Here is a 14,140-nt window from a genome sequence, read left to right as displayed (position 1 = left end):
ATTAAACGTTAATAAATGAAAGCACTAGTAATATCAGGTGGTGGCAGTAAAGGTGCTTATGCAGGCGGAGTCGCTCAATATTTAATACAGGAAGAAGGTAGAAATTACGATATGTTTTTAGGAACATCTACTGGAAGTTTGCTAGTACCACATTTAGCTGCTGGAAAGATTGATAAAATTCATCAAGTATTTACGAATGTAAACCAAAACAATATTTTTAGTGTTAACCCATTTGTGCTTCGAAAAAAGGGAGATAGAGAGTTTGTATCTATAGATTTTATAAATACGCTTTGGCAATTTATAAAGATGAAACGAACTTTTGGAGAAAGTAAAGCATTACGCCGTCATATAAGAAAGCATTTTACTTATGAAGAATACCAGCTAGTAAAAGAAACTAAAGAAGATGTAGTGGTTACGGTCGCAAACTTGTCTAAAAACAGAGCAGAATATAAATCTATAAAAGAATTTAGCTACGATGAATTTTGTGATTGGATTTGGATTTCATGTAATTATATTCCGTTTATGTCTTTGGTAAAAAAGAATGGTTTTGAGTACGGTGATGGTGGTTTAGGTTGTGTAGTTCCTATAAGAGAAGCTATTTTACGTGGTGCTACAGAAGTTGATGCTGTTATTTTAGAGTCTGAAAACATGGCTTACAACAAAGTATTGGGTAAAAATCCATTTTCTTTAATGCTTAATTTATTTGGACATTTGCTAGATCAGGTTGAACGTAGCGATATCATCATTGGTAAATTGGCAGCAAAGAATAAAGATGTAAAACTGAATTTGTATTATACACCATCTAAACTCACAGAAAATTCATTAATATTCAATAAAAAGTTAATGACTTCGTGGTGGCAACAAGGGTATTTTTATGCTAAAGAAAAATATAAAGAAGCAAATTCTAGCGAGTTACGAATGGGGTAATTTACCATAATTCGGAAACTTCATCTTTAATAAAAGATAAAGCAGCATCACTTGGCGATCTACGTTCCATCATTTCTGTTAAAACTACTTCTCTTAGCTTGTTTGCAGAATCGGTTTTTTCTAGCATACTGGCTTTTCTAATAAGCTGTATGGTGGCATTTTTTGCAGTGGTTACTATATTCCAGCATTTATCACTTATATAAATTTGTTGCGATAAATTATGTTCAAATTCTTGTTCAATACTTTGTATAAGCAAAGACTCGTAACTTTCTTTATTTGAGTCGATTGGATTTACTCTTGTTAGTAATTTTGAAGGCGATATACGCTCTAAAAATAGCGCCATACGCTCATACGCTTGTAAACGTAAAGGCATAGCGTTAATTTGTAAGTCTTTCTTTAATAAAAAGCGTCTACGTCCATCTTCATTTTTGGTATGTTCTCTAAAAAAATAATAAGCAATAACTCCTGTAATTAAGGAAGGAATAGCAAATAAAAAAAGGTCAATAATTCGGCTAACGTCCATAAATTTTAATTTGATTGTGCGTGACTATTTTTAATTCCACCCAAATATAAGCAATCTTTTAGGGTTTGCATACTCTTAAAAGGCACAGGATTTTTTTCATAATTATAAGTTCTGCCTAATTCTTTAGAGAGATTATGGTCATCAACATTTATATCAACATCACTCATTTTAAATTCACACGGGTGTTCATATCCACAAGCATGTGTAATTTCTATCAATTCTTTTTTAAAGGTTTTGAAGTATTGAGCTAAACGCTCAGATTTAAGCGGAACATTTATTCCATTTTGAGTCCATTTTTTTTGCGTTGCAATTCCTGCAGGACATCGGTTAGTATGGCATATTTGTGCTTGAATACAGCCAATACTCATCATAGCTTCTCTAGCGACATTAATACAATCGGCTCCCATAGCAAATGCCATAGCTGCTTTTGCAGGAAAACCAAGTTTACCACTAGCTATAAAAACAATACGTTCTGTTAAACCTTTCTTTTTAAATAATTTGTACAAATCACTAAACCCATAAACCCAAGGTAATGATACATGGTCTGCAAAACTAGGAGGTGCAGCACCTGTACCACCTTCACCACCATCTACAGTTATAAAATCTGGACCTTTACCAGTTTTTAGCATAATATCTGTAAGTTCTTCCCATTGCTCTAATTTTCCAATAGCCGCTTTAATACCTACTGGTAAACCGGTAGCTTCAGCAATTTTTTCAATAAAATCAACCATTTCTGGTACATTGGAAAACGCTTTATGATTTGGTGGCGATAGCACATCCTTACCAACTTCAACACCTCGTATAGCTGCAATTTCTGGAGTTATTTTTTTTCCGGGTAAAACGCCACCTTTCCCAGGTTTTGCGCCTTGTGATAGTTTTACCTCTATAGCTCGAATAAATGGATTATCCTCTACCAATTTCACCATTTTTTCCATTGAAAATCCGCCATCATCAGCACGAACTCCAAAATAACCAGTTCCAAAATGAAACACTACATCTCCACCATGGCTATGGTAAGGCGATAAGCCACCTTCACCTGTATTATGATATGCATCTGCTAGTTTTACTCCTTTGTTTAATGATTCTACTGCTTTCGCGGATAGTGAGCCAAAACTCATAGCAGAAACATTTATTACAGAAGCTGGACGATATGGTTTTTTGCGATTATTAAATTCACCCATAACCTTAGCACAAGGCAAAAAGGTTTTGTCAATTTTATTAGGATGATTATCTGGTAATTTAAAAGGCATCATCGCATTATTTATAAAAATATGATGATGTGCATAAATATCTCTATCGGTACCAAAACCTTCGTAATTATTTTCTTTTTTTGCTGAAGCATAAATCCAGCCACGTTCTATTCGGTTAAATGGTAATTCCTCTCTGTTATTAGCAACAAAATACTGACGCATTTCTGGACCAATGCTTTCTAACCAATAACGCAAATGTCCGACAATAGGAAAGTTATGGCTTATAGTATGTGCTTTTTGAAAAAAAATATCGCGTATAGCAATTATAGCGAGCACAATTAAAATCCAACCCCACCAAGCAACGCTTGTTAAAAAATCAAGTAATGTATTCATGCTAATTATTTAAAAAATCAAAGGTAATATGTGTTAATGTTTTTACACCCAAAAGTAAGCCACTTTCGTCAATTTTAAAATCTGGTGTGTGATGAGGGAATGATTCTGTGTTTCCTGGAGTTTTTCCGCCTAAATAAAAATAGTAGCCAGGAACTACTTCCTGAAAATATGAAAAATCTTCACCTCCAGTTGTAGCTTTCATTGTTTGCACGTTTTTTTCACCAGCAACTCTTTTTAATGTAGGAAGCATTTGCTCAACTAAAGCCACATCATTAAAGGTGATAGATGTAAAATTTTCAAACTTAATAGTTGCTTCTCCGCCGTAAGCCTTAGCAATAGTTTCCGTCATTTCGGTCATGCGTCTTATGATTAACTTCTTCATATTAGGGTTTAAAGTTCGAAGCGTTCCAATCATTTCAGAACTTTCAGGAATGATATTAAACCTCACACCACTTGTAATTTTACCAACCGTAATTACAGCTGCTTCATCAGTTAATTTTGCTTCTCGACTAATAATAGTTTGTAAACCATCAATAATTTTAGCAGAAATAAGAATAGGATCTACACCAGACCATGGCTGAGATCCGTGAGTTTGCTTACCTTTAACATTAATCACAAATCGCTCTACAGCAGCCATCATGCCTTCGGTTTTGTATTTTATGGTGTTAACTGGAATTTCAGAACTAATGTGCAATCCAAAAATAGCATCAACTTTTGGGTTTTCTAAAACGCCTTCTTTTATCATTAATTTTGCACCGCCTTCTTCACCAGGTGGCGGACCTTCTTCTGCAGGTTGAAAAATAAATTTTACAGTACCATTAATTTTGTCTTTGTTTTTAGAAAGCATTTCAGCAACACCCATTAAAATAGCAATATGTGTATCATGTCCGCAAGCATGCATAACACCAGTTTTTTTATTTAAAAACTCTGAAACGACTTCACTTTTAAATTCTAAATCGTTTCTCTCGGTAACAGGAAGTGCATCAATATCTGCACGTAAGGCGATTACTTTTCCAGGGTTATTTCCTTTTAAAATTCCAACTACTCCAGTATGAGCTACTCCAGTTTTTACTTCAATTCCTAAAGATTTAAGGTGTTTTGCAATTTTTTCAGCCGTTTTAAACTCTCTGTTTGATAGTTCGGGATTTTGATGAAAATCACGCCTCCATTCAATAACTTTAGCTTCAATATTGTTAAATTGTTCATTCAGTGTTGTTTGAGAGTAGGTGTTTGTTATTCCGAAGAAAACAAAAAGAAATAGGATATGTTTCATACTTGGGTTTGAAAATTCAAGCTTAAAGATATTCAAAATTTACTAAAGGACTAAACAAGTTATAATTGTTTATAATTATTAATAAATACGCTTAGTTAAAAGCATAACATTGGTTATTTTCACGTTTTAAAATGAAAAGGAATTGGAGAAGTATTTAAATCAGTTAAACGAAGCACAATTAGAGCCTACTACTCAAATAGATGGACCAATGATTGTGATTGCAGGTGCAGGTTCTGGAAAAACCAGAGTGCTTACATATCGTATAGCTTACATGATGAGTAAAGGTATAGATGCCTTTAATATTTTATCGTTAACATTTACCAATAAAGCAGCACGCGAAATGAAAGAGCGTATTGCAACTATTGTTGGTGCTAGTGAAGCGAAAAATTTATGGATGGGAACATTTCACTCTGTATTTGCTAGAATTTTGCGTAGTGAAGCCGATAAATTAGGTTACCCAAGTAATTTTACTATTTACGATACTCAAGATTCTGATAGATTGATTGCGTCTATCATTAAAGAAATGAATCTTGATAAAGACATTTACAAGTACAAACAAGTACGTTCAAGAATTTCATCTTATAAAAATAGTTTGATTACGGTTCGTGCATATTTTCAAAACCCAGAACTTAAAGAGGCCGATGCTATGGCGCGCAGACCAAGAATGGGTGATATTTATAAAGAGTATGTAGAGCGTTGCTTTAAAGCAGGCGCGATGGATTTTGATGATTTGTTGTTAAAAACCAATGAGTTATTAACGCGTTTTCCAGATGTGTTGATGAAATATCAAAACCGTTTTAGATACATTTTGGTTGACGAGTATCAAGATACCAACCATTCACAATATTTAATAGTTCGAGCATTGTCTGATAAGTTTCAAAATATATGTGTGGTAGGTGATGATGCGCAAAGTATTTATGCGTTTCGTGGCGCGAATATTAACAACATCTTAAATTTCCAGAAAGATTATGATGATGTTAAAGTATTTAGATTAGAGCAAAATTACCGTTCAACAAAAAATATTGTAAATGCAGCTAATTCAATAATTGATAAAAACCAAACAAAGCTTGACAAGGTAGTCTGGACAGCAAATGATGAAGGCGCAAAAATAAAAGTACATAGATCAGAAACTGATTCAAAAGAAGGATATTATGTCATAAATTCTATTTTTGACAATAAAATAAATCACCAGTTAAAGAATAATGATTTTGCTATTTTATACAGAACAAACTCTCAATCAAGAGCTTTTGAGCAAGCTTTACGGGATAAGGATATACCGTATAGAATATATGGAGGATTATCCTTTTATCAACGTAAAGAGGTTAAAGATGCTGTTGCTTACCTGCGACTAATTGTCAATCCAGCCGATGAGGAAGCTTTAAAGCGCGTTATTAATTTTCCGCCACGGGGAATTGGTCAAACTACGGTGGATAAACTTATTGTGGCAGCCAATGGTTATGGTAAAACCATTTTTGATGTGATGAAAAACATTGATAAAACTGAGGTTAAAATAAATTCTGGTACCCGAACAAAACTTCAAAATTTTGTAACGCTTATTGAAAGTTATCAGGTGATGAACCAAACTGCTGATGCTTTTGAATTGGCTAAACATGTTACCAGAACCAGTGGATTAATTCGTGAATTCAATAAAGATGGTACACCAGAAGGAGTTACCAGAATGGAAAATATTGAGGAACTTTTAAATGGTATGAAAGACTTTGTGGAAGTCCAAAAAGAATTGGCAGATACCACAGGCTCTTTAGCAGAATTTTTGGAAAATGCGGCTTTGGAAACCGATTTAGATGCCGATAAAGGCGATACCAACCATGTAGCTTTAATGACGATACATTTAGCCAAAGGATTGGAGTTTCCTTATGTGTATATTGTTGGTTTAGAGGAAGATTTGTTCCCGAGTGCTATGAGTATGAATACGCGTAGCGAACTAGAGGAGGAGCGACGCCTATTTTATGTTGCACTTACCCGTGCTGAAAAGCAAGCGTATTTAACGTATGCATTATCACGTTACCGTTGGGGGAAATTAGTAGATTCTGAACCCAGTCGATTTATTGAAGAGATAGATGAGCAATATTTAGATATTGTAACACCTATTGAAGAACGCCGATTTAACCCTATGCTTTCTGCAGATATTTTTGGAGATGTTGAGCCTAATAAAATTCGTTATAAACCAGTAAAACAACCTACCTTTAAAAAAGGTGTAACTAAAAAAGAACCAGAGAAATTTAAGGTTACTACGCCTAAAAACTTAAAGAAAGTAACCAATACTAATGGTAATACAAATTTGTTTGATAGTAAATTAGCCGTTGGAAATATTGTTAAACATATCCGTTTTGGTACAGGTGAAGTTCTAAAAATTGAAGGAGTTGGAGCAGATACTAAAGCTGAAATTAATTTTCAGCATGGTGGCGTTAAAAAGTTATTGCTACGCTTTGCTAAGTTGGAAGTTGTTGGGTAGTTTTTTTGGATTTTAAAATGTAGTTATACGATGTTTTCTAATTGTTTATGAGAACCATCGCAATTAGGCATACGTTTTGAAAGTCCGCAAACACAGTCCATTATGCCTTTACCGTTAAAGATTCGCTTTTCATATTTTTCAATTCTTGAAGTACGAGTTTTTGACTGTTTAGCTCCAGAAAAATGTAAAAGATAACCTCTTTGGCGCCCTTTTGTTAAATTTGTAAAAGCTAATTTAAATTCAGGATTTTCATTAAATTTTTTTAATAATTCTAAGGGATATTCTAGTTCATCATTTTTAGTGTCAATTTTTAAACCTTTTCGTTCCACATCAATAGCTTCCTTAATATATACTTTTAGTGTATTTTCAAGTTTATCAATATCATTTAATGACTTAAAAGCTATTAGTTTTGCTGATTTTGTGTTTTTTCCAATATTTTCAAGGATTTTATCAGGGTCTTTTAGTAAAGCTCCTTTTAAAAAACTAATTAAACAGTAATCTTTAAAAGCACCAATTAAAACAATGTTCTTATCATTATCAGTATAACAAGGGTTTCGCCATTTAAAATCTTCTGTGAGTCCGCAATCCAATACAATTTCTCTAAGTTTGGTTAATTCCAAATTCCATTTTTTTTGTGCACTCAAATATTTTTTTACTTCTTCTTTCATTTTTTAGTTAAGGTTAGAAATTACTTAAATCTCGTAATATACTTCATCAAATGGAATTCTAAACCTTTTCCCATAGATTCCTTTATCATCTCTTAACCCACAGCCAATAACCATAGTTATTTCAGCATTTCTAGGTAGCTTTAAAATTCTTTTTACTCTTAATGTATCACTGCCTTCCATAGGGCAGGTGTCATAGCCAATTGCTGCCATACTTATCATAAAATTTTCAGCAGCTAATCCAGCACTTTTATGAGCTACAATACGCATATCACTTAATCGGGTTTGCCTGTATATAGGTTTGAAAAGACCAATAATTTGAAAGACTAAATATTTGATGAAACCTAGTATTCCTAAAAAATCTGTATAAATAGTTGGAATCAATTTACTGTAATAATTAGAAGCCATTTTTTTTCGCTTTAAATCGCCATCACTAAGGCCTTCTTTATCATACACTTTGTTTAAAAAATTTAGATTGGCTTTTGCTCTTTTTCGCCATAAATCTTTACGAGCTACTACAACAACCAATTGTTGCGCTGTTTTTGCCGCACTCTGGTTAAAACAAGCTTTAGCCATTTCATCTAAAGTTTCTTTATTGGTAATGTGATAAAACTCCCAAAGTTGAAGATTACTACTCGTTGGAGCTAATGAGGCATTAACCAAGCATTGTTTTACTTTTTCAGAATCGATGGATTCGTCTTTATATACTCTCACTGATCGTCTATAAGCAATAGCTTCTGATACTGTTTTTTCCATATTATTCATTAGTTAGATTTAATTATCATCTTCAGTTCCAAATTGTCCGTCATAACCAGCTGATGTAATTAAAAATCCTTTTCCATTTTCAGTTATTTCGTATTTATATGGTCTATTCCAAGTTATTGAAACAAAACATATCTAGGAGGAACAAGACCATTTAGTCTCATATAAACTAGCATTTGCCCTCTGTGGTGAGTAATATGGTCAGCTAGTAATAAGAAAATTTGTCGTTTAGTCCTATCTAAACCAAAATAGTCTAGCTTATTTTCTAGTTGAGTAGTATCAAAATGTTTAATCAGTTTTATGGTTTCATCGAATGTTTTATCAATTATTGAAATCATTTCTTCTTTAGATTTATTATCAACCTTAAAAACTGTATCGGTTTTCCAATCTCTAGATTCTCTACCACCCAACAAAGATTGACTATGCCAATCTATAGCATATCCTATATGCATTAAATTTTCTGCAAAGGTTAGTGATTCTGGAGATGCTTTAAAATTGTATTTTTCTTCAGGCATTGTTTCTGCTACTAAAACTAAATACTTTCTCGAATTTTCTAATCGCTCTAGATAGTCTTTAATAAAGCTATTTTGTTGTGCAAACACAGGAGATTTAAGTGAACTAAACATAAATATAGTTGTTAGAATAAGTATGTGTTTCATGGAATTTTAATTTTGTTTATATGTTTTTTAGTTAATTACCAATATTCAAAGATTCGTGATATTTTACCATTTCTAAATTCAAAAAGTGTCATTTCTGGTTCTCCATCTTGCATTTTATCATCTTTTTTTTCCACAAAACATTTTTGCACAACGACAGCGTTCAGTCCAACAATTTTGTTAATTATTTTAATATCTGTGATATTTCCGTCGTAACCTCCGTTTTTTTGATTTCTGACATATCCGTTATACAAATCTTCTCTGGTATATAATCCACCATATTTCGGATGGATGTAAGTAAAGTCGTCCGTAAAAAGTTTAAAAGTTCTATCAATGTCCTCAACCTTAGAATTTACTTGAAAGATTTTAAGATTTAAATCATAATATTTTTTAATAATTGTTTCTAATGAATCCTTGTGAGCTTTCGTGGCGTCCTGTGCAAAAATTTGATTTATTGATAAAAGAAATAAGAAAATGGAAACCAATATTTTTAAATGTGTTTTCATATGTGGTTTTGGTTATTACAAATTGTAGTAAATGAGCAACTAACATTGGTTTAGCTAAAAGTAGCAATTTTTACATAATGTAGTGTATGGAATTTTTTTTCATCCCTTCTAATTTTAATTGAAGTTCAGCAAGTTTTACTTTTTGTTCATCATTTATTCCGTAAATTATTTTAGTAGTCAATTGAGTTAATTTGATATTTATTTTGGAGGTATCTGCTGAAATTTCGTGTAAATTTTCGAAATGTGTTTTTTTTGTAAAATCAATTAAGTCTATGGCTTTTTTTGTTTTATGCGCTGAACAATTATTACGAATCTTTCTTAATTCGAGATTATGTTGTTTTTTAACCGCAGCAAACTCTTTATTAATCTTATTTAAATCTTCTACAAACCTATTCATTGAGTTTTTTTTAAGCTCTAATCGAAGTTTTTTCCCTAGAAGTCCATTAATGTCATCTAGAAATTCAATTAATGTCATACTCAATAATCGTCCATAAAGATTTTTTTGACTGTAAGTTTCGGTCAATGAATAATTATTCCATAAAATTGATATATCACGACCTACAATTGAAGAATATAGGCAAACATTAAAGAATTCATCATATTTATGGTCTTTTCTTTTTTGAAATCTTATCCATAAATTATGCACAGTTTCAATATCTGATTCTCTTGCCAAATCATTTTCTATCAATGACTTTTTTAAATCATTTTTCAAACGTTTCGTTTTCTGATTTGATAAAATTTTTTTCAAACGTTTAATCATTGATAAGTTTTCTTGAAATACGTGTTTTTAAATGACATACAACTAAGGTATAACAACACTTCTAAAATAATATTAAAAGTTTAAATGTGATGAAAGAAACTAAAAAACTTGTTGAAAACATTATTTCACCATACAAACCGAATTGATATGACCTTCTCCATCATATTCCTTAACACTGTTGTTTGGGTCTACAATCCATTGTCCGTCTACAATAAATTTATAATGATGTTTACCTCCAGTTAAAGGGATTACGTATTTCCAGCCATAATCCATTTTTCGCATAACCAGTTCATGCTCATTCCAGTTATTAAAAGTGCCCGAAAGAATTACTTTTTGGGCATTAGTATAACCTCTTAGTTTAAAAGCAGTGTATTCTTTTATATCTAATACAGAGTTGTATTCACTAAACTCATTTCTTGTTTTATGTGGGTTGTGTGGATCCTCCATCCAATGACCATCTACAATAAAACGGTATTGATATACACCTGGTTTAATTTGTAATGTAAGTTCCCAGCCATCTTTGGTTTTTGTCATTTTAAAAAGCTCTTCGTCCCATTTATTAAAAGAACCAGCAACAATAACTTTTTTAGCATCATCGTACCCCTTTAACTTAAAATAAGCATTGCCATCTTTACTTGGGTAAGCGGTATACATTTTTAAATTATAAGTGTTGTTTAAACGCATCCCATCTTTAGTTGATTTGGCTATGTTTGGATAAGATTTAGAAGGTTCTGCCCAATAATAATCGTTAATTACAAATTTAAATTCCCAAGTGAATTCGTCTGTAAAATCATCAATTTTTTTTCTTAGCTCGTATCGGTTTTCATCAATTTTGGTCATTCGCCATTTATCTTTAGACCAATTGTTGAATTCACCAGACACCACTACACTTTCAATATCTAAATCATCGAAATCGCGTTTTAGTCCGTAATTATCTGTTGAAATCTTATTGTAATCACGTTTATCAAAAGCAAACACAATAGTATCACCTTCAATTCTATAACCTTTAAAGTCACTTTTCTGTGCATAACTATTAAAGGTTACAAAACCTGTAATGATAATGATGATATGTAATATAAGTTTATTCAATGTGTTTTATAGGATAATTTATAAAGTATAGTTTCTCTTTTTTATAATTAATAATAGTTCTCTTTTGTGCAAAAAATTCATAGCCCAAAATACCATCTAATTGAGTGCCAAAAGCTTCATTCATTTTACTTAAATTGGTTACAATAGTATTCATAGGCCCAAAATAAATAGTATTACTTAGTTTTACACGATGCAATTTTCCTGCCATAACTTTAATAGTGTTATTGCTTGCACCTTGGAGTTTTAATCGTTTTTTGGGTACAAAATATTGTAAAACTCTTTTGTTTACACTTTTATTAATTTGATTGAATTCTGCCGCGGTATCTACACCTAACCTAACTTTTTGATAGTTGATGAATGCATTAACTACAATGGTATGATTTTTTAAATAAAAATCTAGGCTATCAACAATTTTTTCTAAGTAAACATTTTTATTTAGTTTGTTACCAAACTTATCTACTTTAGTAAGTGTTATTTGGTTTAAGTGCAAATCTATAAAAACCTCATAATCCTTTAAAATACTGTAACCAATAATGCCTAAAAGCTTAATTTTTTTGCTTTTTTCTATATGTGATAAGTTGATAACATCAGAATTTTTATTCTCCAGCGTAAAGTCTTGTAAGGCAAAGGCTTTTATTTGCTTTTCATAAGAGTTTTCAATAGAGTGCATAACACCAGAAGTGCTTTCGTATTTTCTTTGATGCTCATAGAGGTTAGAAAAATGAACCGAATTAAGTATCATTCTCTCTGAACCAGTATCGATGATAAAATTTCCTTTTTTGTCCAACAGTTCTGCTTCAACAACAATTAAATGGTCTACCAGTTTAAAAGGGATTCTGGTGGTGTACTCATTTAAAACTTCAGCATTAGAGAATAGAATAGGGTTAGATAAATCATCTTTTGCATGAACCAGAGGGATGCAAATCGAAAAAAATAGTATGAAATAAAATAACCTTAGCATATATGTAAGACTAATTTAAAAATGAAATGTTACATTACATAGCTTACAAATAATTATTTATGAAAACTTTAAGTTTCAACCAAGTATCTAGCAAGCTTAAACCAACCCAACCGTGTCCTTCATCTTCATATAAAGTAAACTCGTGTGTAACACCAAGTGTTTGTAATTTATCACGTAAATCTGTTCCTTGCGTAGTTGGGATAAGTGGATCTTGTCCGCCATAAAATAAAATAGTAGGAGGCGCTTGAGATGTTAATTGATGATAAGGACTAGCTTCTTCCAGAAATGCTGTTGAAGGCTCTTCTCCAAACAAATCCAGTAATTCTTGTAGTTCTGCGTTTGTGTTATTTAAATATGCGGGATCAGTAAAATTTGTTGGACCTACAATGCTACAAACCATATCAACTTTTTTATCAGAATCAAAAGCGTAACTCCATAAAAGAGACAAATGTGCGCCCGCACTAGTACCAATAAAACCAATATCTTCAGAAATGGTGTAATTTGATTTTTCTTCTCTTAAATAGTTTGTAACAGAAGTAATATCTTCAATTTGCATGGGGTAGGGCTTGTTGTTATCATTTGCTAATCTGTAATTTATGTTTGCAATAGCCAAATTTGGTATATCCTGTTTAATTAAATTTTTAATAGCGTCCATATCGCTTTTATCACCAGAAACCCATCCGCCACCATGAATTAATATTATGGTTTTTGTCGAAGTGGTTCTATTTGCAGGTAAGTAGAGGTCGAATTTTTGATTTACGTCATCTCCATAACTAATGTTTAATTCTTCATATGAAATAGAAGCGTCTAAAACATTAACAGGATTATCTTCGGTGACAGTTTCGTTAGAACAACCTGATAGAAAAATTATAGAAAATAAGATGAAGAAATTCTTAAATATTCCTTTCATAATAAAAATAATATTTACATTTAAACGAGATTACAATATAGTTATTATGGCTGAATTTATACGATTATATAACGAAAACCCCAATCCTAAAGACATAGAGCATGTAGTGAAAGTTCTTAAAAGAGGTGGACTAATTATTTATCCAACAGATACGGTTTATGGTTTGGGTTGCGATATAACTAATATAAAAGCTTTAGAACGCGTTGCAAGAATTAAACAAGTAAAATTAGAAAAGTCTAACTTCTCTTTTGTTTGTTATGATTTAAGTAATTTAAGTGACTATGTAAAGCAAATTGATACTTCGGTTTTTAAAATACTAAAACGAGCGCTTCCAGGACCTTATACGTTTATTCTTCCGGGATCTAAGTCGTTACCAAATCCTTTTAAAAAAAGAAAAACTGTGGGTATTAGAATTCCTGATAACAATATTGCCAGAGAAATTGTAAAAAAACTTGGTAACCCAATAATATCAACCTCTATTCGTGATGAAGATGAAGTTATTGAATATACCACAGACCCAGAACTTATTTTAGAAAAATGGGATAATCTGGTTGATTTGGTAATTGATGGTGGATATGGAGACAATGAACCTTCTACAGTAATTGACTTATCTGAAGAAGAACCTATTGTTGTTAGAGAAGGTAAAGGTAGTTTAGAGATTTTTTAATGTGTTCTTTTTTTAATTATGGAAAATAATCATATTAATTATGTTGAATTTAAAGCAGCTAATTTAGAAGCTATAAAAACTTTTTATAGTAAATCATTTAATTGGAAGTTTACAGATTACGGGCCAACATATATAGCTTTTTCAGAAAGTGGAGTAGAAGGAGGGTTTGAAAAGTCTGATGCAGAAATTACAAATGGTGCTTTGGTAATTCTTTATCATGAAAATTTAGATAATATATAAAGCAAAATCATTCAATACGGCGGTAAAATATCAAAAGCTATTTTTTCATTTCCTGGAGGAAGAAGATTTCATTTTTTAGATCCTGCTGGAAATGAACTTGCTGTTTGGTCTGATAAATAAAAAAGCCCAATCTTTCGATTGAGCT

At 31.8% G+C, this 14,140-nt stretch carries 15 protein-coding genes; 4 read left to right on the top strand and 11 right to left on the bottom strand.

Going from position 1 to position 14,140, the window contains the following annotated elements:
* Nucleotides 1–15 precede the first annotated feature (15 nt).
* A complete protein-coding gene (locus tag MBM09_RS10665; RefSeq protein ID WP_238673713.1) occupies nt 16–927 on the top strand; it encodes a patatin family protein in 912 nt (303 codons plus the stop codon).
* A 1-nt stretch (nt 928) separates the two neighbouring features.
* Here the strand turns inward: MBM09_RS10665 and MBM09_RS10660 are convergent, their stop codons facing one another.
* The 3 genes from MBM09_RS10660 to MBM09_RS10650 are packed head-to-tail and all read right to left on the bottom strand — an operon-like array spanning nt 929 to nt 4,306.
* On the bottom strand, nt 929–1,450 hold the full coding sequence (locus MBM09_RS10660) for a hypothetical protein (protein WP_238673712.1): 522 nt from the start codon (nt 1,448–1,450) through the stop codon (nt 929–931).
* Between the two features lie 5 nt (nt 1,451–1,455).
* On the bottom strand, nt 1,456–3,033 hold the full coding sequence (locus MBM09_RS10655) for an FMN-binding glutamate synthase family protein (protein WP_238673711.1): 1,578 nt from the start codon (nt 3,031–3,033) through the stop codon (nt 1,456–1,458).
* Between the two features lies 1 nt (nt 3,034).
* The gene (locus MBM09_RS10650) at nt 3,035–4,306 is read right to left on the bottom strand and encodes an amidohydrolase (RefSeq protein WP_238673710.1); all 1,272 of its coding nucleotides are present in this window, start codon (nt 4,304–4,306) and stop codon (nt 3,035–3,037) included.
* A 142-nt stretch (nt 4,307–4,448) separates the two neighbouring features.
* On the opposite strand from MBM09_RS10650, the gene MBM09_RS10645 reads away from it, so the two are divergent.
* Nucleotides 4,449–6,779 carry an ATP-dependent helicase gene (locus MBM09_RS10645; protein WP_238673709.1) on the top strand — a complete coding sequence of 777 codons (2,331 nt, stop codon included), beginning with the start codon at nt 4,449–4,451 and terminating at the stop codon, nt 6,777–6,779.
* A gap of 23 nt (nt 6,780–6,802) precedes the next feature.
* Here the strand turns inward: MBM09_RS10645 and MBM09_RS10640 are convergent, their stop codons facing one another.
* The 8 genes from MBM09_RS10640 to MBM09_RS10605 all read right to left on the bottom strand — a co-directional run bounded on the left by MBM09_RS10640 (nt 6,803) and on the right by MBM09_RS10605 (nt 13,088).
* The gene (locus MBM09_RS10640; protein ID WP_238673708.1) at nt 6,803–7,447 is read right to left on the bottom strand and encodes a DUF1801 domain-containing protein; all 645 of its coding nucleotides are present in this window, start codon (nt 7,445–7,447) and stop codon (nt 6,803–6,805) included.
* Nucleotides 7,448–7,471: 24 nt separating this feature from the next.
* Nucleotides 7,472–8,200, bottom strand: coding sequence for a nitroreductase family protein (locus MBM09_RS10635; RefSeq protein WP_238673707.1), 729 nt, complete (start codon nt 8,198–8,200; stop codon nt 7,472–7,474).
* A gap of 122 nt (nt 8,201–8,322) precedes the next feature.
* Entirely contained in the window at nt 8,323–8,865 is a 543-nt protein-coding gene (locus MBM09_RS10630) for a DinB family protein (RefSeq protein WP_238673706.1), read from the bottom strand.
* A gap of 35 nt (nt 8,866–8,900) precedes the next feature.
* Complete coding sequence (locus MBM09_RS10625; protein WP_238673705.1) at nt 8,901–9,368, bottom strand: nuclear transport factor 2 family protein; 468 nt, start codon at nt 9,366–9,368, stop codon at nt 8,901–8,903.
* Nucleotides 9,369–9,438: 70 nt separating this feature from the next.
* Entirely contained in the window at nt 9,439–10,128 is a 690-nt protein-coding gene (locus tag MBM09_RS10620) for a hypothetical protein (RefSeq protein WP_238673704.1), read from the bottom strand.
* Between the two features lie 120 nt (nt 10,129–10,248).
* Entirely contained in the window at nt 10,249–11,217 is a 969-nt protein-coding gene (locus MBM09_RS10615) for a glycogen-binding domain-containing protein (protein ID WP_238673703.1), read from the bottom strand.
* Entirely contained in the window at nt 11,210–12,178 is a 969-nt protein-coding gene (locus MBM09_RS10610) for a hypothetical protein (protein ID WP_238673702.1), read from the bottom strand. Before MBM09_RS10610 ends, MBM09_RS10615 begins: the two co-directional genes overlap by 8 nt.
* A 43-nt stretch (nt 12,179–12,221) precedes the next feature.
* Nucleotides 12,222–13,088 carry an alpha/beta hydrolase gene (locus MBM09_RS10605; protein WP_238673701.1) on the bottom strand — a complete coding sequence of 289 codons (867 nt, stop codon included), beginning with the start codon at nt 13,086–13,088 and terminating at the stop codon, nt 12,222–12,224.
* A gap of 46 nt (nt 13,089–13,134) precedes the next feature.
* Here MBM09_RS10605 and MBM09_RS10600 point away from each other — a divergent pair, with 46 nt between their 5' ends.
* Entirely contained in the window at nt 13,135–13,755 is a 621-nt protein-coding gene (locus MBM09_RS10600; RefSeq protein ID WP_238673700.1) for an L-threonylcarbamoyladenylate synthase, read from the top strand.
* A gap of 18 nt (nt 13,756–13,773) precedes the next feature.
* Nucleotides 13,774–13,995: a VOC family protein gene (locus MBM09_RS10595; RefSeq protein WP_238673699.1), complete on the top strand. Its 222-nt coding sequence runs from the start codon at nt 13,774–13,776 to the stop codon at nt 13,993–13,995.
* Nucleotides 13,996–14,140 lie beyond the last annotated feature (145 nt).

Origin of the sequence: Flaviramulus sp. BrNp1-15 (genome assembly GCF_022259695.1) — a bacterium.
In the GTDB taxonomy this organism is placed as follows: domain Bacteria; phylum Bacteroidota; class Bacteroidia; order Flavobacteriales; family Flavobacteriaceae; genus BrNp1-15.
Note: the sequence above shows the minus strand (reverse complement) of the source record. Positions and strands in the feature narration are given on the sequence as shown.

Excerpts from the sequence above, each read along its gene's own strand:
- MBM09_RS10665 (WP_238673713.1), top strand. The coding sequence starts at position 16 with ATGAAAGCACTAGTAATATCAGGTGGTGGCAGTAAAGGTGCTTATGCA.
- MBM09_RS10660 (WP_238673712.1), bottom strand. The coding sequence starts at position 1,450 with ATGGACGTTAGCCGAATTATTGACCTTTTTTTATTTGCTATTCCTTCC.
- MBM09_RS10655 (WP_238673711.1), bottom strand. The coding sequence starts at position 3,033 with ATGAATACATTACTTGATTTTTTAACAAGCGTTGCTTGGTGGGGTTGG.
- MBM09_RS10650 (WP_238673710.1), bottom strand. The coding sequence starts at position 4,306 with ATGAAACATATCCTATTTCTTTTTGTTTTCTTCGGAATAACAAACACC.
- MBM09_RS10640 (WP_238673708.1), bottom strand. The coding sequence starts at position 7,447 with ATGAAAGAAGAAGTAAAAAAATATTTGAGTGCACAAAAAAAATGGAAT.
- MBM09_RS10635 (WP_238673707.1), bottom strand. The coding sequence starts at position 8,200 with ATGGAAAAAACAGTATCAGAAGCTATTGCTTATAGACGATCAGTGAGA.
- MBM09_RS10630 (WP_238673706.1), bottom strand. The coding sequence starts at position 8,865 with ATGAAACACATACTTATTCTAACAACTATATTTATGTTTAGTTCACTT.
- MBM09_RS10625 (WP_238673705.1), bottom strand. The coding sequence starts at position 9,368 with ATGAAAACACATTTAAAAATATTGGTTTCCATTTTCTTATTTCTTTTA.
- MBM09_RS10620 (WP_238673704.1), bottom strand. The coding sequence starts at position 10,128 with ATGATTAAACGTTTGAAAAAAATTTTATCAAATCAGAAAACGAAACGT.
- MBM09_RS10610 (WP_238673702.1), bottom strand. The coding sequence starts at position 12,178 with ATGCTAAGGTTATTTTATTTCATACTATTTTTTTCGATTTGCATCCCT.
- MBM09_RS10605 (WP_238673701.1), bottom strand. The coding sequence starts at position 13,088 with ATGAAAGGAATATTTAAGAATTTCTTCATCTTATTTTCTATAATTTTT.
- MBM09_RS10600 (WP_238673700.1), top strand. The coding sequence starts at position 13,135 with ATGGCTGAATTTATACGATTATATAACGAAAACCCCAATCCTAAAGAC.
- MBM09_RS10595 (WP_238673699.1), top strand. The coding sequence starts at position 13,774 with ATGGAAAATAATCATATTAATTATGTTGAATTTAAAGCAGCTAATTTA.